Origin of the sequence: Ensifer canadensis (assembly GCF_017488845.2) — a bacterium.
In the GTDB taxonomy this organism is placed as follows: domain Bacteria; phylum Pseudomonadota; class Alphaproteobacteria; order Rhizobiales; family Rhizobiaceae; genus Ensifer; species Ensifer canadensis.
The window spans coordinates 432,534-452,733 of sequence record NZ_CP083371.1; the positions used below are offsets into that span (position 1 = coordinate 432,534).

At 62.6% G+C, this 20,200-nt stretch carries 15 protein-coding genes; 7 read left to right on the plus strand and 8 right to left on the minus strand.

The features are described 5' to 3' along the window. Nucleotides 1–95 precede the first annotated feature (95 nt). The 6 genes from dhaL to J3R84_RS21660 all read right to left on the minus strand — a co-directional run bounded on the left by dhaL (nucleotide 96) and on the right by J3R84_RS21660 (nucleotide 6,223). Nucleotides 96–737, minus strand: a complete 642-nt coding sequence (gene dhaL, locus J3R84_RS21635) for a dihydroxyacetone kinase subunit DhaL (protein ID WP_025429355.1) — start codon at nucleotides 735–737, stop codon at nucleotides 96–98. A 15-nt stretch (nucleotides 738–752) separates the two neighbouring features. Continuing rightward, nucleotides 753–1,745, minus strand: coding sequence for a dihydroxyacetone kinase subunit DhaK (locus J3R84_RS21640; protein WP_025429354.1), 993 nt, complete (start codon nucleotides 1,743–1,745; stop codon nucleotides 753–755). A 30-nt stretch (nucleotides 1,746–1,775) separates the two neighbouring features. Next, nucleotides 1,776–2,549, minus strand: coding sequence for an SDR family oxidoreductase (locus J3R84_RS21645; protein WP_025429353.1), 774 nt, complete (start codon nucleotides 2,547–2,549; stop codon nucleotides 1,776–1,778). A 59-nt stretch (nucleotides 2,550–2,608) separates the two neighbouring features. Next, complete coding sequence (locus tag J3R84_RS21650; RefSeq protein WP_025429352.1) at nucleotides 2,609–3,595, minus strand: substrate-binding domain-containing protein; 987 nt, start codon at nucleotides 3,593–3,595, stop codon at nucleotides 2,609–2,611. Between the two features lie 86 nt (nucleotides 3,596–3,681). Further along, a complete protein-coding gene (locus J3R84_RS21655; RefSeq protein ID WP_025429351.1) occupies nucleotides 3,682–4,686 on the minus strand; it encodes an ABC transporter permease in 1,005 nt (334 codons plus the stop codon). Nucleotides 4,687–4,744: 58 nt separating this feature from the next. Next, on the minus strand, nucleotides 4,745–6,223 hold the full coding sequence (locus tag J3R84_RS21660; RefSeq protein ID WP_057210108.1) for a sugar ABC transporter ATP-binding protein: 1,479 nt from the start codon (nucleotides 6,221–6,223) through the stop codon (nucleotides 4,745–4,747). A 301-nt stretch (nucleotides 6,224–6,524) separates the two neighbouring features. Between J3R84_RS21660 and J3R84_RS21665 the strand changes: the two genes are divergently transcribed. From J3R84_RS21665 to J3R84_RS21680, 5 genes are all read left to right on the plus strand, one after another. Beyond that, nucleotides 6,525–7,595: an HlyD family secretion protein gene (locus J3R84_RS21665; protein ID WP_025429349.1), complete on the plus strand. Its 1,071-nt coding sequence runs from the start codon at nucleotides 6,525–6,527 to the stop codon at nucleotides 7,593–7,595. Beyond that, nucleotides 7,595–10,381, plus strand: coding sequence for a ribosome-associated ATPase/putative transporter RbbA (gene rbbA, locus J3R84_RS21670; RefSeq protein WP_203527759.1), 2,787 nt, complete (start codon nucleotides 7,595–7,597; stop codon nucleotides 10,379–10,381). Before J3R84_RS21665 ends, rbbA begins: the two co-directional genes overlap by 1 nt. Before the next feature lie 2 nt (nucleotides 10,382–10,383). Next, on the plus strand, nucleotides 10,384–11,496 hold the full coding sequence (locus J3R84_RS21675) for an ABC transporter permease (protein ID WP_057209922.1): 1,113 nt from the start codon (nucleotides 10,384–10,386) through the stop codon (nucleotides 11,494–11,496). A gap of 66 nt (nucleotides 11,497–11,562) precedes the next feature. After that, nucleotides 11,563–11,685, plus strand: a complete 123-nt coding sequence (locus J3R84_RS38515; protein WP_255569825.1) for a hypothetical protein — start codon at nucleotides 11,563–11,565, stop codon at nucleotides 11,683–11,685. Nucleotides 11,686–11,933: 248 nt separating this feature from the next. Then, complete coding sequence (locus J3R84_RS21680) at nucleotides 11,934–12,554, plus strand: pentapeptide repeat-containing protein (RefSeq protein ID WP_057209919.1); 621 nt, start codon at nucleotides 11,934–11,936, stop codon at nucleotides 12,552–12,554. Nucleotides 12,555–12,620: 66 nt separating this feature from the next. Here the strand turns inward: J3R84_RS21680 and J3R84_RS21685 are convergent, their stop codons facing one another. Then, nucleotides 12,621–12,875: a hypothetical protein gene (locus J3R84_RS21685; protein WP_025429345.1), complete on the minus strand. Its 255-nt coding sequence runs from the start codon at nucleotides 12,873–12,875 to the stop codon at nucleotides 12,621–12,623. Between the two features lie 116 nt (nucleotides 12,876–12,991). Further along, the gene (locus tag J3R84_RS21690; RefSeq protein WP_203527762.1) at nucleotides 12,992–13,498 is read right to left on the minus strand and encodes a hypothetical protein; all 507 of its coding nucleotides are present in this window, start codon (nucleotides 13,496–13,498) and stop codon (nucleotides 12,992–12,994) included. 806 nt (nucleotides 13,499–14,304) lie between these two features. Between J3R84_RS21690 and J3R84_RS21695 the strand changes: the two genes are divergently transcribed. Next, on the plus strand, nucleotides 14,305–15,387 hold the full coding sequence (locus J3R84_RS21695; protein ID WP_203527765.1) for a GMC family oxidoreductase N-terminal domain-containing protein: 1,083 nt from the start codon (nucleotides 14,305–14,307) through the stop codon (nucleotides 15,385–15,387). Beyond that, nucleotides 15,317–20,179, plus strand: coding sequence for an alkaline phosphatase D family protein (locus J3R84_RS21700; protein WP_203527768.1), 4,863 nt, complete (start codon nucleotides 15,317–15,319; stop codon nucleotides 20,177–20,179). The genes J3R84_RS21695 and J3R84_RS21700 overlap by 71 nt, the downstream gene beginning before the upstream one ends. Nucleotides 20,180–20,200: the final 21 nt, after the last annotated feature.

Sequence of the window (20,200 nt, forward strand, 5' to 3'; positions counted from 1 at the left end):
TGCGATCCCGCTGTTTTTGAGCGGGATCGCACCGGCCTTGGGAGGCGAAGGTGTCTGGCGAAGGCACGGAACCGTGCCGTCGCCTTCGGCAGGGGTTACGTCAGGCGTGCGCGTGCGCCCAGCGAAAGTTCCTTCAGGATGATCGCGCAGGAGGTCGCACCGGCGTCGAGCACGCCGAGCGAGCGCTCGCCGAGCCGGCTGGCGCGGCCGATCTTGGCGACGAGGTCGCGGGTCGAATCGCGGCCAGCTTCGGCTGCGGAAACAAGCGCATCGAGCGCCTCGTCGAACGGTTTGCCGCTCGCGGTCGCACCGTCAAAGGCTTCCACGGCCGGAACGAGCGTGTCGATCAGCGTCTTGTCTCCGACCTTGGCCGAGCCGATCGACTGGATGCCCTCGAGGCCGGCATGCAGCATGAGGCTATAGGTTGCCGCATCGATGGCAGGCACACCGTCGAGCTTTTCGGCGAACTCGGTGAACATCACCCCGTAGAGCGGGCCCATGGATCCGCCGATCTCGGTCATCAGCACGGTTCCGAGCGTATCCAGCGCCTCGGACAAGGTTGCCTCCTTGCCCTTCAGCCGATCGGCGGCCATGCCGAAGCCCTTGGCCATGTTGACGCCGTGGTCGCCGTCGCCAATCTTGCCGTCGATCTCGCTCAGATAGGCGCGGTTCTCGATGATGCGCTCTGCGAGCGACAGCACGATCGCGCCTGAGTTGGCGTTGCTAAACGTCTGCATGATGCGCCTCTTTCGTCACAGGATGGTGGTGCAGCGAACCTCGACGTCGAGGAGCGCCTTGAGTTCGTCGTCGAGCGCCAGCACGGTCAGCGTGGCGCCGACCATTTCCAGCGAGGTGAAGTAGTTGCCGATATAGGTCCGGTAGATGCGAAGACCGCGACCGGTGATTTCCTTCTCGATCGTGTCATTCAGGATATAGAGTTCGTTGAGCGGCGTTGCGCCGAGACCAGAGACCAGCACCGCGACCTCGGTACCTGACGCCAGGTTGTGATCGTCGAGCACGATCTGGCACATGTCCTTGGCGACGTCGTCGGCGGTCTTCAGCGCTTCGACGCGTACGCCCGGTTCGCCGTGATGACCGATACCGACTTCCATCGTGCCGGGCTCGATCTGAAAGTTCGGATGGCCGACCGCCGGAAGCGTGCATGGCCCGAGACCGACGCCGATCGAACGGCAATTGTCGATGGCCTTCTGCGCGGTTGCACGCACCTCCTCGAGGCTTGCGCCTTCAGCCGCCTTGGCACCGCCGATCTTCCACATGAAGATTTCGCCGGCCACGCCGCGGCGCTTCTCGCGCTCCTCCGGCGGTGCCGAGCAGACGTCGTCATTGGCAACGACGGTCAGGACGTCGATGCCGTCCTTGGCGGCGAGCTTCATCGCCATCTTCACGTTCATGTTGTCGCCGGCGTAGTTGCCATAGAGGCAGACGACGCCCTTGCCGCCATTCGCTTCACGGATGGCATCATGGAAGCTCTTGGCGGTCGGCGACGAAAAGAGTTCGCCGACGGCGACCGCGTCCAGCATGTTGCGGCCGGTGTAGCCGATGAAGGCAGGTTCGTGGCCGGAACCGCCGCCGGTGACGACGCCGACCTTGCCGGCAACCGGTGCGCCCTTGGCGACGACCACGCGCGGGTTGTCAGCCAGGCGCACGATGTCGGAGTGCGCCTTGACGAAGCCCTTGACGGTGTCCTCGACCACCTCGTCGGGATTGTTGATGAACCTTTGCATGGTGTCTCCTGTAGATGGGGTCGTGCGTCGTCAGAGAATGGTGTAGCCGCCGTCGATCAAGAGATCGGCGCCGTTGATCATGTCGGCTCCCGCCGACGACAGGAACACGGCAGCGGCCGCGATTTCCTCGGGATAGGCGAAACGGCCGGCCGGAATGCGCTTCTTGGCGGCTTCGCCCTTTTCGCCGCTCCAGGCCTTCTTGCCGAGTTCGGTCAGGACGATGGTCGGCGAGATGGTGTTGACGGAGATGCCGTGTTTGCCCCATTCGGCCGCAAAGGTCTTCGACATGCCGATGACGCCGAACTTCGAGGCGCAATAGGCGACATGGTCTTCGATCGCGACGGTACCGGCCTGCGAGGCGAGGTTGATGATCTTGCCGCCCTTGCCGGCGGCGATCATCGCCCGGCCGACGGCCTGGGTGACGAGGAAGCTGCCCTTGAGGTTGATGGCGATGGTCTTGTCCCAGTAGTCGAGCGACAGCTCTTCGGCAGGCGCCAGAAGCGCTACGCCGGCGCTGTTGACGGCGATGTCGATGCCGCCGAAAGCGGCGACCACGCCCGACACGGCCGCATTGACCGAGGCTGGGTCCGAGACGTCGCAGACGAAGGGTCTTGCATCAGCCCCGAGAGCCTCGGCTTTTGTGCGCGCGACATCCTCGTTGATGTCGAGCACCGCCACTTTCGCGCCCTTGGCGGCAAAGGCGCTGGCAATCGCCGCGCCGATGCCGGAGGCACCGCCGGTGACGAGGGCAACCTTGCCCGTCAGCGGGAAATTGAGGTCGATCTGCGGTGTGGTCTCGGTCATGTCGTTTTCCCTCGGCGGTTGGAAAGCGGGGCGGGCAGGCCGCCCCGCTTGAGTTGGCGTTACTTGCGGGCTTCGAGCAGCTTGTCGACGTTTTCGGTCGTGACCGGCGTCCACGGAACGTTGTATTCCTTGTCCTTGCCGTCGTTGAACGGCATGTCCGGATACTGCGCCCAGATGTCCGACTGTGGCTTGTAGTCACCCTTTTTCGCCTGGAAGATCGCGAGGTCGAGCGCGCCCTGTGCCTGCGCGCGGGCATCCTGCAGGATCGAGGTCATCGTGCCTTCCTTGACGGCCGTCAGGGCATCGGTCACGCCGTCGATGCCGGCAATGGCGAAGTCGTCGACCTTGAGGCCGGCCGACTTGATCGCTTCGATCGCGCCGAGCGCCATCTCGTCGTTCTGGCCGATGACGCCGTTGATCTGGCCTGAATGGGCCGTCAGCCAGTTTTCCATCAGGGTCTGGGCTTCGGCGCGCGACCAGTTGGCCGTCTGCTGCTCGAGAACTTTGACGTCAGGGCACTCGGCAAGCGCCTTCTTGTTGCCCTCGAGGCGGGAGATCTGCGCCGACTGGCCGATCGGGCCTTCGATAATGACGACGTTGCCCTTGCAGCCGATCTTGTCGAGCACGGTCTTGGCTTCCATGTAGCCGGAGACGGTGTCGTCGGAGCCGACATAGGCGGTCAAGAGGTCGGAGTTGACGCGGGTGTTGGATCCGACGACCGGGATCCCGGCATCATGCGCCGCCTGAACGGCGGTTGCGCCGGCCTCGATGTCGATCGGCACGAAGATGATCGCGTTGAACTTCTGCGTGATCATCGTGTTGAACTGTTCCTGCTGGACCAGCGCGTCGTAGCGACCGTCAAACACGGTCAGTTCGACTTCGCCACTCTTGACGGCGGGGTGCTCTTCAAGCGCCGCCGACCAGATCTGCATGAATTCGGCATTGAGTCCGTAGGGCGCTGCACCGATCTTGAGCTTTTCCTGCGCGACGGCTGATGACGCGAAGAGGGCCGTGGCGGAAGCCAGGGCGATCACGAGTTTCTTCATGCTACTCCTCCATATTGTGGTTTCCGCGACCTTCATGGCGCACGGATTGGTTCATGGCAGCCGCTCGGCGGCCAATCTCTTAGGGGTCAAAGACCCTGATTGCGTTTCTGGTCGAGCATCACGGCGCCGACGATCAGCGCGCCCTTGAGGACCTGCTGGTAGTAGGATTGGATGCCCATCAGATCGAGGCCGTTGTTCATTACGCCGATGATCAGCGCGCCGATCAGCGTTCCCGTCACCCGGCCGACGCCGCCCGAAAGGCTGGTGCCGCCGATCACGACCGCGGCGATTGCGTCGAGTTCATAGGCGATGCCGGCCTGCGGCAGGGCCGAGCCCGTCCTGGCAGAGAGCATCATGCCTGCAAGGCCCGAAAGACCGCCGGAAATGACGTAGACGAGGAAGCGAATGCGAGTGACATTGATGCCCGAGGTTTTGGCCGCATGCGGGTTGCCGCCGACGGCGTAGATGTAGCGGCCGAAGCGCGTGCGGGTCAGGATCCACCAGGAGGCCAGGAAGACGATCGCCAGCAGGATGACCGGCATCGGGATGCCGAGGATGTTGCCCGTTCCGATCCAACGGAATTCCGGCGTCAGCGCCGGCACCGGCTTGCCGCCGCCATAGATCAGCGTCATGCCGCGCGCCGCAGACAGCATGCCGAGCGTGGCGACGAAGGCCGGAACAGAGAAGCGCGAGACGATGAAGCCGACGATGATACCGCAGGCGACGCCGACGAGAATGCCGATCGCCAATGCGATGAAGAAAGGGTAGGGCGCGCCGGCGATGCCTGCCGTCGCCGAGGTCGTCGCGAAGCTGGCGCTCACCATGCCGGCAAGGGCCACGACCGAGCCGACGGAAAGATCGATGCCGCGCGTCAGGATGACGAAGGTCATGCCGATGGCGAGCACGCCGTTGATCGACGTCTGCAGCAGCACGTTCGAAATGTTGCCCGGCGTCAGGAAATATTCGTTGGAGAGCGAAAGGATGAACGCCAACAGCAGGAAGGCGAGAAAGATGCCGTATTCCTGGATCATCGTGCCGCGGTTTTCGGCATTGAACCAGCTGCTGGACGATTTGTTTTCGATATTGGACACGGTTCTCAGGCCCCTTTGATGTCGGACAAGCGCTTCTGGCGTCGATCTCGCGGGTGGTTCAGGTCGACAGGTGGACGAGCGAACGGGCGTCGGTCGCCCGGCGGTCATAGATGCCGGCGGATTTTCCCTGGCGCATGACCAGGATGCGATCGGACATGCCGAGCACCTCGTCGATCTCCGAGGAAATCATGACAACGGTGCCACCGGCCGCGGTGAAGTCGCAGATGATGCGGTAGATTTCGCGCTTGGCACCGACGTCGACGCCGCGGGTCGGCTCATCGAGCAAGAGCAATCTCGGCTGGCGCAGGAACCATTTGCCGAGCACCACCTTCTGCTGGTTTCCGCCCGAAAGGCCCGAGACCGGCATCGTGTCGCGGGCGGCCTTGATGCCGAACCGGGCGATCATCTGGGCGCTTGCCGCGGCCTCGTCCCGGCGCTTCATGACGAAGCTCGGGCTCATCTCCGGGAGGCTTGCAAGGCAGATGTTGCCGCGAACGCTGTCTGCAAGGTTGAGGCCGCTCACTTTCCTGTCTTCGGTGACGAAGGCGATGCCGCTGGCCATCGCGTCGGCTGGCTTGGTGACGTTGACCGGTTCACCTTCGAGCCTGACGTCGCCTTGCGACGGGCGATCGAGGCCGAACAGGCAGTTGAAGATTTCCGTGCGGCCGGAGCCCATCAGCCCGTAGATGCCGAAGATTTCGCCCCTGCGCACCGAAAACGAGATGTCCTCGATTTTGCCCGGCAGCGTCAGGCCCGAAACCTCCAGGCCGATCTCGTCGGTCGGGTCGTTGGTCTTGATATATTCTTCGCCAAGTTCGCGCCCGACAATCATCTTGATCAGGCCCGGGCGGTCGATATCGGCGAGCAGGCCGCTGCCGACATAGCCGCCATCGCGAAAGACAGTGTAGCTGTCGGCAATCTGGAAGATCTCCGACAGCCGGTGCGAGACGTAGACGACGCCCTTGCCTTCGGCCTTGAGGCGGGCAACCGCAGCGAAGAGGTGCTGAGCTTCCTTCTCGCCGATCGCCGATGTCGGCTCGTCCATGAAGATGACTTCGGCTTCATGGCTGAAAGCCTTGGCGATCTCGACCAGCTGCATCTGCGCAACCGAAAGGGTCATCATCGTCTGGGTTGCACGGATGCCGAATTCGAGCCGATCCAGCAGTTGCTGGGCATCCCGGTTCATCTTCTTGAAGTCGATGCCGCCGAAGCGCCCCGAGGGCTCGCGGCCGAGATAGATGTTTTCGGCGACCGTCATATGCGGGACGGGGCTCAGTTCCTGCTCGATGATGGCGATGCCGGAGGCGAGCGCTTCGGCGGGGTTGCCGTAGTGCACTTCCTTGCCGCGGCGCCAGATTGTGCCACCGTCGCGCTGCTGGATGCCCATCAGGATCGACAGAAACGTCGACTTTCCGGCGCCATTGCCGCCGCAAAGCGCATGAACGGAGCCGGCTTGAAGCTCCAGGCGGCCGTCGCGCAATGCAGCAACGCCCCCGAATGATTTCTTCAGTCCTTCAACCTTCAAAAGCGGTTGCATGGTGTCCTCCCACGCTGCGATGGCGATTTTGCCGCCATCGATTTCGACAAAAATCACACGATGATCGACATCTGTCAATATCAGCTTTTTACTTTTGATTTTTTCAATCGTCTTTTGTCAAATGGCAATGCCTGTCTTGAGCCCAATTGACATGAGTCAATGCGATGACCTGCTCCTTCGCGTCTGCTTTAGCGATCCGTTTACGCCGCGGTGACGGTTCCCCGCGCCAGGCCTATTCCCGGTTGTGTTTGGGTGACCGCGGTCTATTGTCGTGGGATGCATTTGAAGGTGGGACGCTGATATGGAAAAAGCCCGGAAGAATTGGCTCGTGATCGGTCTGGTCGTTCTTGCGCTGGCGGGCGGCTACTACGCCTGGCAGAATCTGGATCGCAATGCGCTACCCGCCGGGATCGCCAGCGGCAACGGACGCATCGAAGCGGTCGAGATCGATATCTCGACGAAAACGCCGGGCAGAATCAAAGAGATCATGGTGGACGAGGGGGACTTCGTCACTGCCGGTCAGGTGCTTGCCCAGATGGATACGGTCCAACTGGAGGCCCATAAACGGCAGGCGGAAGCACAGGAGAGGCGCGCCGTCATCGGCGTCGAAGCGGCAAAGAACCTTGTGACCCAGCGCGAGGCGGAAAAGGCGGCAGCCGACGCCGTTCTGGCACAACGCCGGGCACAACTGGACGCTGCCGAGCGGCGGCTCGCCCGTTCCGAGCAGCTCGTCAAGACGAGCACGGTTTCACAGCAGGTGCTCGACGACGACCGGGCGACGGCAGAGGGGGCAAGAGCTGCCGCCAGTGCCGCGGAAGCCTCGCTCGCCGCGTCGAATGCGGCGATCAATTCGGCGAAATCCCAGGTCGTCGATGCCGAAGCCTCGGTCGAGGCAGCCAAGGCATCGGTCGAAAGCATCGTCGCAGACATCAACGACAGCACTCTGGTCTCGCCGCGTGATGGCCGCATCCAATATCGTGTCGTCCAGCCCGGCGAAGTGTTGGCGGCGGGCGGCCGTGTGCTCAATCTCGTCGATCTCGGCGATGTCTACATGACATTCTTCCTGCCGACGGATCAGGCAGGGCTTCTGTCGATCGGCAGCGAGGTCCGTCTCGTGCTGGATGCAGCGCCGCAGTACATCATTCCCGCCAAGGTTTCCTATGTCGCCGATGTCGCGCAGTTCACGCCGAAGACGGTCGAGACGGCCGAGGAGCGGCAGAAGCTGACGTTCCGCATCAAGGCGCAGATCCCCAAGGAACTCCTGAAGAAGTATATCCGCATGGTGAAAACCGGTCTTCCGGGCGTTGCCTATGTGAAGGTCGACCCCAATGCTGAGTGGCCGGCGAGCCAGACCGGCACGCTGGTGCAGTGATGGCGGATCCCGACCGGGCCGGCCTGCCGCCGGCGGAGCCCGTGGTTCGCCTGAGCGCCGTCACGCTTTCCTATGGGAAGACGAAGGCGCTGGACGACGTGACGCTCGATATACCCTCGGGCTGCATGGCCGGCCTGATCGGGCCGGACGGGGTGGGAAAATCGAGCCTGCTCTCTCTCGTCGCCGGTGCACGCGCCGTGCAGGGCGGACGCGTCGACGTGCTCGGCGGCGACATCGCCGATGCCGGCCACCGGCGCCGCACCTGCCCGCGCATCGCCTATATGCCGCAGGGCCTCGGAAAAAACCTTTATCCGACGCTTTCTGTTTTCGAGAACGTCGATTTCTTCGGCCGTCTGTTCGGCCACGATCGCGAGGAGCGTAAAAAGCGGATCGCAAGCCTGCTCGAAAGCACGGGTCTGGCTCCCTTTGCGGAGCGTCCTGCGGGCAAGCTTTCCGGCGGCATGAAGCAGAAGCTTGGGCTCTGCTGCGCGCTGATCCACGATCCCGATCTCCTGATCCTCGACGAGCCGACCACCGGCGTCGACCCCTTGTCGCGCCGCCAGTTCTGGGAACTGATCGACGACATCCGCACTGAGCGGCCGGGTATGAGCGTCATCGTCGCAACCGCCTATATGGAAGAGGCGGCGCGCTTCGACTGGCTGGTGGCAATGGATGCCGGCCGGGTGCTGGCAACGGGCACGCCCGGTGAACTGCTTGAAAAGACTGGCGTCGACACGCTCGACGCCGCCTTCATCGCCCTGCTTCCCGAGGAGTTGCGGCGCGAGCATCATGACGTCGTCATTCCGCCGCGCCCGGAAGGTGTTGGCGAGGATATCGCCATCGAGGCGAACAACCTCACCATGCGCTTTGGCGATTTCGTCGCGGTCGACAATGTCAGCTTCCGCATCGGCCGCGGTGAGATCTTCGGCTTTCTCGGCTCCAACGGCTGCGGCAAGACGACGACGATGAAGATGCTGACGGGCTTGCTTGCCGCCAGCGAAGGCACGGCAAAGCTGTTCGGCCGCGAGGTTGACCCGCGCGACATGGAGGTCCGCCACCGTGTCGGCTACATGTCGCAGGCCTTCTCGCTCTATACCGAGCTTACGGTTCTGCAGAACCTCGAACTGCACGCCAAGCTTTTCGGCATGGCGGCCGATACCATTCCTGACCGAATCGAGGAACTTGCGGCACGCTTCGACCTCTCAGGCGTGATGGAGGCTTTGCCGGACGCGTTGCCGCTCGGCGTGCGCCAGCGGCTCTCGCTCGCGGTCGCCCTGATCCATTCGCCCGACATCCTCATCCTCGATGAACCGACATCGGGCGTCGATCCCGTGGCGCGTGACAGTTTCTGGCAGATCCTCGTCGACCTCTCCCGCAACGAGCAGGTGACGATCTTTATCTCCACCCATTTCATGAACGAGGCGATGCGCTGCGATCGCATGTCGCTGATGCATGCGGGCAAAGTGCTGGTGAGCGATACGCCCGCCGACATCATGAAGAGCCGCTTGGCAGCGACATTGGAGGAGGCCTTCATCACCTATCTGGAAGAGGCGATCGCCGGGGCGAAGCAGGCGGCTCCCGCGGTAGTTCGGGCAAAGGCCCCCTCGGAGCCGGTCGTCAAGCCTGAGGCCCCAAAGCGGCCCGCCTCGAAATCGGGGTTTTTCGATGTCGGGCGCATGTTCAGCTATACCCGCCGTGAGGCGCTGGAGCTGGTTCGCGATCCGATCCGGGCGACGCTTGCCACCATCGGCACCGTGATCCTGATGTTCGTCATCGGCTACGGCATCAACATGGATGTCGAGGACCTGACCTTCGCGGTGCTTGATCATGACCAGACGACCACCAGCCGCGAATACATTCTCGAGATCGCCGGTTCGCGTTACTTCATCGAGAAGGACCCGATCACCGACTACGCCGACCTCGACCGGCGCATGCGCAACGGCGAACTCAGCCTGGCGATCGAGATCCCGCCGGGTTTTGCCCGCGATGCGGCCCGTGGCGATAAGGTCGAAATCGCCGCCTGGATCGATGGCGCCATGGCCAGCCGGGCCGAAACGGTCAAGGGCTATGTCCAGGGGCTGCATGCCCATTGGCTGACCGGCAAGATCCGCGAACGCTACGGCAATGCGGCAACCACCGGCACCTTCAAGATCGAGACGCGCTTCCGTTACAATCCTGACGTCAAGAGCATCGTCGCCATGGTTCCCGCAGTCATTCCGCTTTTGCTGATGTTGATACCGGCCATGCTGTCGGCGCTCAGTGTCGTGCGCGAGAAGGAACTGGGGTCGATCGTCAATCTCTATGTCTCGCCGGTGACGCGGCTGGAATTCCTGGTCGGCAAACAGATCCCCTATATCGCGCTCGCAATGCTCAACTTCGTTCTGTTGACGGCGTTCGCGATCTTCGTCTTCCGGGTGCCGTTTACCGGCAGCCTCGTGACCTGGACGGTCGCGGGACTGATCTATGTCTCGGCGGCGACGGCGATGGGGCTTGTCATCTCCACCTTCATGGCGAGCCAGATCGCGGCGATCTTCGGCACGGCGATCCTGACGCTCATTCCGGCGATCCAGTATTCCGGCATGATCGATCCGGTCTCGTCGCTTGAAGGGGCAGGCGCATTCATCGGCCAGATCTACCCGACCACGCATTTCATGACGATCGCCCGCGGCACCTTCTCCAAGGCGCTCGGCTTCAGCGATCTTGCCGGCGCCTTCGTGCCGATGCTGATCGCGGTGCCGGTGCTGCTCGCCATCGGCACCCTGTCCCTCAAGAAGCAGGCGAGGTGACGATGCGCCTGTCCCACATCTATCAACTCGGCATCAAGGAACTCTGGGGCCTCTGGCGCGATCCGATCCTGTTGATCCTGATCGTCTATTCCTTCACGCTGTCGGTCTATACCGGCTCGACAGCGATGCCGGAAACGCTCAATCGGGCGGCCGTCGCCATCGTCGACGAAGATCGCTCGCCGGTTTCGACGCGGATCGCCACAGCTTTCTATCCGCCCTATTTCGTGCCCCCACAGATGATCACGCCGGCGGAAATGGACCGGCGTATGGACCAGGGCCTCGACACCTTCGCCCTCGACATTCCGCCGAATTTCCAGACGGATCTCTTGGCCGGGCGTTCGCCGACGATCCAGCTCAATGTTGATGCGACGCGCATGAGCCAGGCCTTTTCCGGCAATGGTTACATCCAGCAGATCGTCACCGGCGAGGTCTCAGGCTTCCTCGATCGCCATCGCAGCGAACAGTCACTACCGGTCGATCTTGTTCTTCGTGCGAGGTTCAATGCCGAGCTGAACAAGGGCTGGTTCGGCGCGGTGATGAACGTCATCACCAACATCACCATCCTGTCGATCGTCTTGACAGGTGCTGCCCTCATCCGCGAGCGCGAGCATGGGACGGTGGAGCACCTGCTGGTCATGCCCGTGACCCCTTTCGAAATCATGGTCAGCAAGGTGTGGTCGATGGGACTTGTGGTGCTGTTGGCCTCGGCGGTTTCGCTGGTCTTCATCGTCAAAGGGGTGCTCGCCGTTCCTGTGCAGGGCTCATTCATCCTGTTCCTGCTGGCAACCGCCCTACAACTCTTCGCGACCACGTCGATGGGCATCCTGCTTGCGACCATCGCCGGCTCCATGCCGCAGTTCGGCTTGCTGCTGATGCTGGTGCTTCTGCCGCTGCAGGCTCTCTCCGGCGGCATGACGCCTCGCGAGAGCATGCCCGAAATCATCCAGACCATCATGCTTGCGGCGCCGAACACCCATTTCGTCATTCTGGCCCAGGCAGTTCTTTTCCGCGATGCGGGGCTGGACGTGGTCTGGCCGCAGCTCCTTGCCTTGCTGGTGATCGGCGCCATTCTCTTTGCCTTCGCCATGCGACGCTTTCGGGCGTTCCTGAAATAACCCGTGCGCCGCGGCGGCGACCGCCTGTGGCGCATGGTGCGATCTGTGATTGGACGGAGATCGACCGTGACGGCACCGGGACTGCTCATCACTGTCGAGCTTCAAGGCAAGCCCGACGAGCGCCACCGCTATGTCCGCGCATACGGCGAGTGCATGCCGGAAATCCAGGGCTGGCGCTGGCCGAGCTGATCTCTTGCCAGTGCCGTTTGCGACTGCAGTTGAAGGCTGGAAGTGGCTCGGCGAGCCGCTCCCAACTCTATCGCCGCCGCCGGCTTTACCAGTGAAAAATGACCCTGGCATCGGCAGGTTTTTGGCCAGCGAACGGTGCATGACTGTGCCAGCGACGCGGCGGACGCGGCCCGTTGGCTTGCGCGCCGTGCATTTCCACGCCAGACAGGCGGTTCTGACCCGACGAAGCAAGAGGAGGATCGCCCGACATGACCGACCGTAAAGCCGAAACCGCAGCCTCCAAGTTCGATGCAACGGTGACCAGCGCCGACTGGTATGGACAGACGATCTCTGACCGCAACCACAGCCGGACGCTTTTTGCCGATCTCGATATGACCGAGGCCACGAGCGCCGGCGCCGTCTTCAAGGAATGCACGTTCCGCCGCGCCAAGTTCAATTGCTCGCGTCACGAGGCAAGCGCCTTCATCAACTGCACCTTCGTCGGGTGCAATTTCTATGATGTCGCTTTCAACGCGTGCAAGTTTGTCGGCAGCGTGTTCGAGGCCTGCAAGTTCGACGCGACGAGCATCAAGGGCGGAAACTGGTCTTTTGTCGGACTGCAGGGGGCCGATCTTCGCAGTGCTGATATCGCCGACGTCGTGATGCGCGAGGCGGATCTGACCGGTGTGCGTTGCGACGGTGGATCGATGACTGGCGTTGATCTGTCCGGTGCGGCACTCGATCGCGGCAATTTCATCGGCTGCGATCTGCGCGGCAGCGACATCAGCACGATCGAGCCCGACACGGTGGCCTTGAAGCGCGCCGTCATCACCATCGATCAGGCGGTCATGATCTGCGAGGCCATGGGGCTGGTGGTTCGGGCTTCATGATCCCTGGTTAGGCATGGGAGGCGGCGCATCGGACCTTGAGGAAGCGTGGTTCGAACCCTTTATGCCTCAAGTCCGTGGCTCGCCGCTCGGCGCATAGACCGTCTTCTGCTTGAAGGCGAAGATATGGCCGCAGCGGCACCGCATCATGTGTTTAGCAGGATCGCTCGACGGGCGCTCCGTCGAAAAGCCCGTTGGCATCTGGTCGATGAGAAAACCACGGGTCCTGCTTTTCGGATCGTCGTTCTCCGAGGCTTCTGCAAAGCCGGACGCCCCACATTTTGAGCATTCCAGTTTTCTCGAATAACGATCTCTCGACACGATTGTCCCAATCCAAAATCAACTCGGCACCCGGACTATAGGAGGCGAGATGCGTGTTCAAGGCCGTCGAGGGAAAACCGCGCCAGGCTGAGGCCGGGTTGACGGCGGCCTGTTGCCGATCAGACAGTATCCTGTCGGCGTCGCATCTCCGCTGCGATGGTCGCCTCGTCCTGCCGGAGCGACAGGCGCCTGGCTGCGCCAAGACCCTGAGTCCACGTCGACAGCGCGCGCTCCTTGCTGTCGTCCAGCCAATGCGCCAGCCCGCACCACAGCCCGTATTGCGCCGTACCGACCGGGAAGACCCGGCAATAGCGCGAAAGCTCATGCAGAACCTGGCGCTCCCAATGACCCCATTGCTCGTACTCGCGCGATAGCCCCGCCTCCCGGCCGCGAAACAGGACTTCGACGCCGGAGATGCCGATCAGCGCGCTGTGGGAGGAGGGCCGGCGCATGGCGCGCAGCAGACGAAGCGTGTCGACGGCGGCCTCGACGCTTTCTGCGTGCCTGCCGATGCGGGCGAGCGCCAGCGCACCGCGCGCCGATATCTGTGCGGCAAGATCGACGGAGCCGAGCATGGCCGAGGTGATCAGCCTGAGCACCTCCACCGCCTCGCGCGGTCGATCCATGTGCAGCACGCAGAGCGCCTTGCAGCGCAGGGCCCATATTTCCTGCTGGATGTTCCGGCGTTCTGGGCCCGCGATAAAAGCGTCAGCGCCGCAGGCTCTAACGCGCTCCAATCTCCGCGATAATAGAGCGACCAGAAACGGATGCCCTGCGCATTGCACCAGCGCAGCTGGTCTCCGGCGCTGAGAACGAGCGTCCGAGAACCTCGCCGCCCCGGCTGCAGATCTGTTCGGCGCAGCGGGCGTAGGAGAGCGTGAGCAGTTTCGGGATCTGGTCCAGGCCGTCCTGTCCGCGCCGGGCCAATTGTTCGACGAGGGCCGTGTAGCGCGACACATCCACGAACAGCACCGCGGCCGGAAATGCGACGGCTGCCGGGCGGTCGCCATTGGCGCCGTGATCCTGCCGAGCAGTTCCAGCGGCAGGAAGCCCTCCAGGAGCGGATCGTTTTTTCCCATGACTTCTTTCTCACGGCTGCAGAAAGACGGAGGAAGCGCCGGGGCGCCCAATTCGCTCACACGATGGGGTGCGGAGCCTACTACTTCTGGATTAGTGGTTCCCCTCTCACGTATCTGCAGACTTTCGCATATAATTCACCCGGCGCTAAGAGGGGGGCGTCAACCTCAGTCGAAATCAGGACATGGGTCGGAAGGGCCAATGCGGCGCTTTGTGCTCATGTACAACCCAAGGTTAAGTCGATATCTTCTGGCTTCGACGCATGAAATGGATGCGAGCATATTTTGCGGGCGTGGAAAGACCGGAAGAAAGGCGGCTGCGACCGAGGGTGGCGGCACATCTGGTGGAGAATTCTGTGCAGAGAAGCGACATTGGCAAAGGCAGATCGCAGACCGACAAAGGATCGGAGGCCGTCATCGACGAGGCGTTGCGGCAGCTTGCCGGAGAGGTCGGCATGAGCGACCTCGACACGGAATCGAAAACGGCCTGGATATCGCAGGGATTCGAACGGTTGGTCGATCGTGTTCGCAAGGCGCCCGCCAATGTGCACTTCGATGTCCTGATCATCGGCAGCGGGTATGGCGGTGCCGTTGCCGCATCGAGCTTCGCCGGTCGCATGCATGAGGGCAGGCCGATCTCCGTTGGCGTGCTCGAGCGCGGGCGTGAATATCTGCCAGGCTCGTTTCCGACAGGGCTTGGTGAATTGCCGCGCCATATTCGCAGCGACAACAACAAGGAGGGCCTGATCGACATAAGGATCGGTGCGGAGGTCGTTACCGTCGTCGCCAATGGCGTGGGCGGCGGCTCGCTGATCAATGCCGGGGTCATGGAAACGCCGCTGCCAAGCATATTCCATAGGGGATGGCCAGCGGCCCTCAAGGACCTCTCGGTCTGGAAATCCTATTTCGATCGCGCCCGTGATCTGCTCGGCAGCACCATCATGGGCACCCCAAACACCATTGCAAACCATGTTGATGGCGTGCCGCAAAAGTTTCGCTCCGTTCGCTCCATCGCCCCGGACGGCAATTTCCGCCCCGCCTCGATCACGGTCGCGATGAGCGACACCGTCAGTTCGGGCAATGTACGCCTTAACAAATGCGTGCGCTGCGGCGATTGCGCCACCGGCTGCAATGGGGGTGCGAAGAACTCGCTCGACGTCAATTTGTTGGCGCGGGCACACGAGTACGGTGCGGAAATTTTCAGCGGTGCGACCGTGCTGACCATCGCCAGGGATGGCGAGGCGGGCTGGATCGTCAACAGCGTCTACACCGACGCAAAATTGCGAAAGCGCGACGGCGGGACGGTGCCGATCAGGGCGCGCAAGGTCGTGCTTGGCCGCCGGTACTCTCGGCTCCAGCGAAATCCTGATGCGGTCACGCGGATTGGGCCTGCAACTGCCCGACAAGAACCTCGGAACACGGTGCTCGACCAATGGTGACATGCTGGTTGCCGACTATGCCACTACAGCCACTGTCAACACTGTCGCGGATGAAACGGTCAAACCCTCGGCCCGGGCGATCGGGCCGATGATTACCGGCGTGATCGACCTGCGTGCCTCCGCCGGTGTCATGATCGAGGAAATGTCGGTGCCGGCCGCCCTGCGCATCGCCTTTGCCGAGGTTTTTGCCACGCTCAATACGCTGCACGGCCTCGCCAGGCATGACGGCAGCCGTCACCGGCCGGGGTTTCCGGATGACGATATCTACGCAGTGCCGCCGGCACGCATCGGCCACTCGGCCCTCTACGCCGTCATGGCCGATGATGGCGCGGCGGGCCGGATCGAGCTCGACGGCGATCTCATCGCGACCGATCGCGACGGCATCGCGCGGATCCGCTGGGACAAGCTGCAAGGCCTGCCGATCTTCGACAAGGAGATCGAGGCGCTCGCGGCGCTGACCAAGAACTCAGGTGGCCGCCTCATCCCCAATCCGGTCTGGAAACTGTTGCCGGCCGATCTGACCTGGCTGCTCAAAGACCAGCGCGGACCGTTGGCAACCGTCCAACCGCTTGGCGGATGCGTGATGGCCGATACCGGCGCGGACGGTGTGGTCGACCATCTGGGGCGCGTCTTCACATCGGCGGATTCCGATGCTGTGTATGACGATCTCGTCGTGCTCGACGGATCGATCATTCCAACGGCCCTTGCAACGAACCCTGCCTTGACGATTACCGCGATCGCGCTACGCGCGGCCGAAACGTTGGCGGACGAGTGGGGCTATGCGGCGGCCGAAGCCCGGCCCATGGGTCCACCACTGGTTCGTCCGGTCTTTCGCAGCACCGACGTCGCCGCACGGGCGCAGTCGAGCGAAGTGGAAATCACCGAACGGCTTGTCGGCCGCATTCGCCTGACGCCCACTGATGGGGTCGAGGAAACCCGGATCGTCGAGCTGACCATGCGGTTTACACCGACGAGACTTGGACAATTGACGCCGAACAATGGCGGACATCCGATCCTTCGTGTCGCGACCGAAGTGCCGGATCGCGCCATCAGAAGCCAGATCCGGATCTTCCCTCGGGAGGTCTGGGAAACGCTCGAGACAACCTGGTTGCCTTTGCATGTGAAGGAGCAGCGACTCGACGCCGCCGTCGAGTTCAGCGCGCCGATTTCCGGCAGCCTCAGGATATTCGAGCGGCAGAAAAGCACGTTGCTTGGGCGGGTGTGGCGTGCCGGCAAGGCGTGGACGCTGAACCGGGGCCTTCGCGACGGCTACCAGGCTCTTGTCGATGGGGATGACGGCCCCGGTATCTGGTCGCGGCTTAAATCTGCTTTTGCGATCGCCAGCCGCTCCGGCGAGATCAGGGCGCTCAGCTATGATCTGACCATTGGGCCACGGGACGTCGGCGGCAAGATCACGCTTGCTGGCAACCGTATCGTCGGCACCAAGACCTTCACCTATGAGAGGCGCTGCAACCCCTGGCGCCAACTCATGGAGGTGAGGCTCGACAGGTTTCCAGGCCTCAGCGCTGACAGCGGCGAGCGCGTGCTGAAACTCGATGTCGGCTATCTCGCGCGGATCGGCCTGCCGTTATTCCGGATCGTCAATCAACGCGATGGCGCCAACACCATCGGCGAATTGCTGACATTCTTCGGCTTCGTCACGCGGCTTCTGCTTGGTCTGCACATCTGGAGCTTTCGTTCTCCCGACCAGGACAAGCGGTCAAGCGAGGCGATCGTCAACCGCCTGCCGCCGACCACCCTGAAGCTGCCTGGCGGCGCATCGATCACCGCCGAACTGCACCGCATCGCGCTTGCGCCCGAACGGCCGGATGGCGGAGGCAACGACATCCCCGGCGAAGTGCGGCTGACGCGCTATCGTCATCCCAACACCAAGAAGCGGCCGCTGGTGATGTTCCACGGCTATAGCGCCAGCGGCACGACGTTTGCGCATCATGCGGTCAACCCCAACTTCGCCAGCCATTTCTGGTGCACCGGCCGTGACATCTGGATCGCCGATCTGAGAACCAGCGCTGGTCAGCCGACCGCGACGCAGGCCTGGAGTTTTGACCAGATCGGCAATGTCGACGTGCCGGCAGCCCTGAAGACGGTGGCGGCGACGTCGCCGGACGGAACGGTCGACGTGATCGCCCATTGCATGGGAACCGTCGTTTTCAGCATTGCGGTTTTGAACGGCCATGCGACCGGGCTCGTCAATCGCGCGGCGTTCACGCAGGTCGGCCCGCTCGTGGTCTTCGCACCGGCCAACATCTTTCGCGCCTATGTCGTGCGCTATCTCATCGATTTCCTGCCGGACTGCTACAGCTTCAACCCGAAGGAGCCGACACTGGCCGACGATCTTCTCGATCGGCTGCTGTCGACACTGCCCTATCCCGTCGAGGAATTCGACGTCGAAAATCCGCTATGGCCGACGAAACGAACGCCCTGGACGCGGACGCGGCACCGCATGGACGCGCTTTACGGTCGCGATTTCAACGTGCGCAACATGGAGCCCGAGATGCTGCGCTATATCGACGAGCATTTCGGTCCGCTGAGCCTGTCGACGGTGTCGTCGACACTGCATTTCGTGCGCTATTCGACGATGACGGACTTTCATGGGCGCAATCGCCTGGTCTCGCGCCAGAATCTGGAAAAGCACTGGTCGTTCCCGACCTTCAGCGTGCATGGGGCGGAAAACGGCCTGTCGCACGTCTCGACCGTTGATCGCATGCGCCAGATTTTTGGCGATGCTGGTCGGGTCTATAGGCCTCCCTTCGTCAACCCGGGTGCGGGCCATCAGGATGCTCTGGTGGGAACGACGCGTCATGCGACCTTGCAGCAGATCCAGCAGTTTCTCGACGCCGACATACCGACGGGTGTAATCAAGGCCGACAGCGAAAAAGTGGTCTATCCGCCCTGGATCGGTCCGATCCTCACTGAAGAGCGCCCGAAGACGCCGGCGCTGGTGATCCGCCTTGGTTCGGCGCCCTCGCACCGGGCGACGGAAGCCGCATTGTTGCTGCGCATCCGGCTGGTCAACGAACGTATCTGTCGACCGGATGATGCGGCGAAGCCCTGGGATATCCAATATCTCATCGAACACCTTGTGGCCTATACCTCCAAGGCGCTTGAAGACGATGGCTGGGACGCATTCGAAGCCCCGCTGCCGGCCCGCATGCCGGGCAACGCTGGTGCGGGTCGCGGCAATGCGCTTCTGGTCCTGTTGGTCTACGACGAGGATGCGGCGTTGGCGGCACCGGACCTCGATCATGAGGAGCCACCGCCGCCGCTTGAACCCATTGCGGCACCACCGCCGATAATCGTGCTGCGCGAGACCGCCGCTCCGCGTGATCCGATTGCTGGTCCTGGCGGCGGGCTGTCGTTGCCGACCTTCGATTTCGACAGGCATCTGGCACAGCCCGGCCGTGCCGGGCAGGGGCCAGCCTACGGCTATTTCGTTGCCGATATCGCGAAGAAGCAGATGCGCCGGCTGGATCCGACAGGTGCGGGCAATGCCGCGAGCAAGCAGGCGATCGCCTTTGCCTTCAGTCGATTTGAAGAAATGGCCGTCGCTGTGGAGCGTGCGCTCGCCTTTCCCACTCCGAATACAAAGCGGCAGGGTTTCATGCAGGCAGCGCCTCTTCCCGTTGTCGAACAGGATTTCGACTTGAGGGACGGCGTCATTCCCTACGATCCGCCGGTGCAGCCGCCCCTGGAACCGACGCCGAACGGCACCAGTTTTACGCTGTCGTCGTGCCAGTATCCGGCCGGATTTCTCGACGAGGCCGTCGCCTACCATTCCTATCGCCGCATCGGCGAGCGGCTCGAGGCCAATGTCGGCATCAAGCCGCGCTTCGCGCTTTTCGTCGGCGACCAGGTCTATGTCGACCCGACAGCGGGCCTTTATGACCCGACCCGGCGGGACGATCGATATCGTCTGCCCTATGAAGCCTGGCTCAACCAGCAAAGCGTGCGCAACGTGCTGCGGAAGATCCCGTCCTTCATGCTGCTTGATGATCATGAGATCGACGACAATTGGGAGCCGATTTCCGATCCCGACGACGATGACAACGCCGAAAAGGTGACGCGGGGCATCGAAGCCTACAGGAAGTATCAGCGCGGCATGCATGCCAAGCTCGAGATGTTCGATTTCGACGGCTTTCATTTCTTCATGCTCGACACACGGACGCAGCGCACACACCGCAAGGTCGGCGACGGTCTTAGGACGGCGGCGATGATTGCGCCGGCGACGATGGACAGTTTGAAGCAATGGCTGTTGCTGGCGCCCGCACCGAAGTTCGTGGTGTCGCCGGTGATGTTCCTGCCGCGGCATCGGCGCGCCATCCAACGCGACCGCAGCCTGTCGTGGACGAACCTGAGTGCGCTGCATTCCGACGGCTGGGACGGTTATCCCAACACGCTTCGCGAGGTGCTTGCCTATATCGCCGAGAACCGGGTCGAGCATGTGGTGTTTCTCTCGGGCGATGAACATCGAGGCTGCATCGCCACCGTCGATCTATGCGATGAGGATGGCTCTCTCATCACTCGTCTACACTCGATCCACACGGCGGCGATGTTTGCGCCCTATCCCTTCGCCAACGGCATCGACGAGGAGATCGTCGACAGCGAGGCGATCGAGATCCGAAATGGTGCGAAGACCTACCGCTGCGTCGTCAATGCAACGCGCCCGGCGGCTGGAGACGGGGCGACATTTCTGCGTGTGCGTGCCGCTGCAGCCGGTTGGGAACTCGATTGCGAGTTCGGTGACGGTGCGATCCAGACACTGACGATCTGATCGCTGGACGCCTTCGCGTGA

What these genes read in the sequence shown, in the direction of transcription:
- dhaL (WP_025429355.1), bottom strand. Translation starts at nt 737, where the DNA reads ATGCAGACGTTTAGCAACGCCAACTCAGGCGCGATCGTGCTGTCGCTC.
- J3R84_RS21640 (WP_025429354.1), bottom strand. Translation starts at nt 1,745, where the DNA reads ATGCAAAGGTTCATCAACAATCCCGACGAGGTGGTCGAGGACACCGTC.
- J3R84_RS21645 (WP_025429353.1), bottom strand. Translation starts at nt 2,549, where the DNA reads ATGACCGAGACCACACCGCAGATCGACCTCAATTTCCCGCTGACGGGC.
- J3R84_RS21650 (WP_025429352.1), bottom strand. Translation starts at nt 3,595, where the DNA reads ATGAAGAAACTCGTGATCGCCCTGGCTTCCGCCACGGCCCTCTTCGCG.
- J3R84_RS21660 (WP_057210108.1), bottom strand. Translation starts at nt 6,223, where the DNA reads ATGCAACCGCTTTTGAAGGTTGAAGGACTGAAGAAATCATTCGGGGGC.
- J3R84_RS21665 (WP_025429349.1), top strand. Translation starts at nt 6,525, where the DNA reads ATGGAAAAAGCCCGGAAGAATTGGCTCGTGATCGGTCTGGTCGTTCTT.
- rbbA (WP_203527759.1), top strand. Translation starts at nt 7,595, where the DNA reads ATGGCGGATCCCGACCGGGCCGGCCTGCCGCCGGCGGAGCCCGTGGTT.
- J3R84_RS21675 (WP_057209922.1), top strand. Translation starts at nt 10,384, where the DNA reads ATGCGCCTGTCCCACATCTATCAACTCGGCATCAAGGAACTCTGGGGC.
- J3R84_RS21680 (WP_057209919.1), top strand. Translation starts at nt 11,934, where the DNA reads ATGACCGACCGTAAAGCCGAAACCGCAGCCTCCAAGTTCGATGCAACG.
- J3R84_RS21690 (WP_203527762.1), bottom strand. Translation starts at nt 13,498, where the DNA reads ATGGATCGACCGCGCGAGGCGGTGGAGGTGCTCAGGCTGATCACCTCG.
- J3R84_RS21700 (WP_203527768.1), top strand. Translation starts at nt 15,317, where the DNA reads ATGCGGTCACGCGGATTGGGCCTGCAACTGCCCGACAAGAACCTCGGA.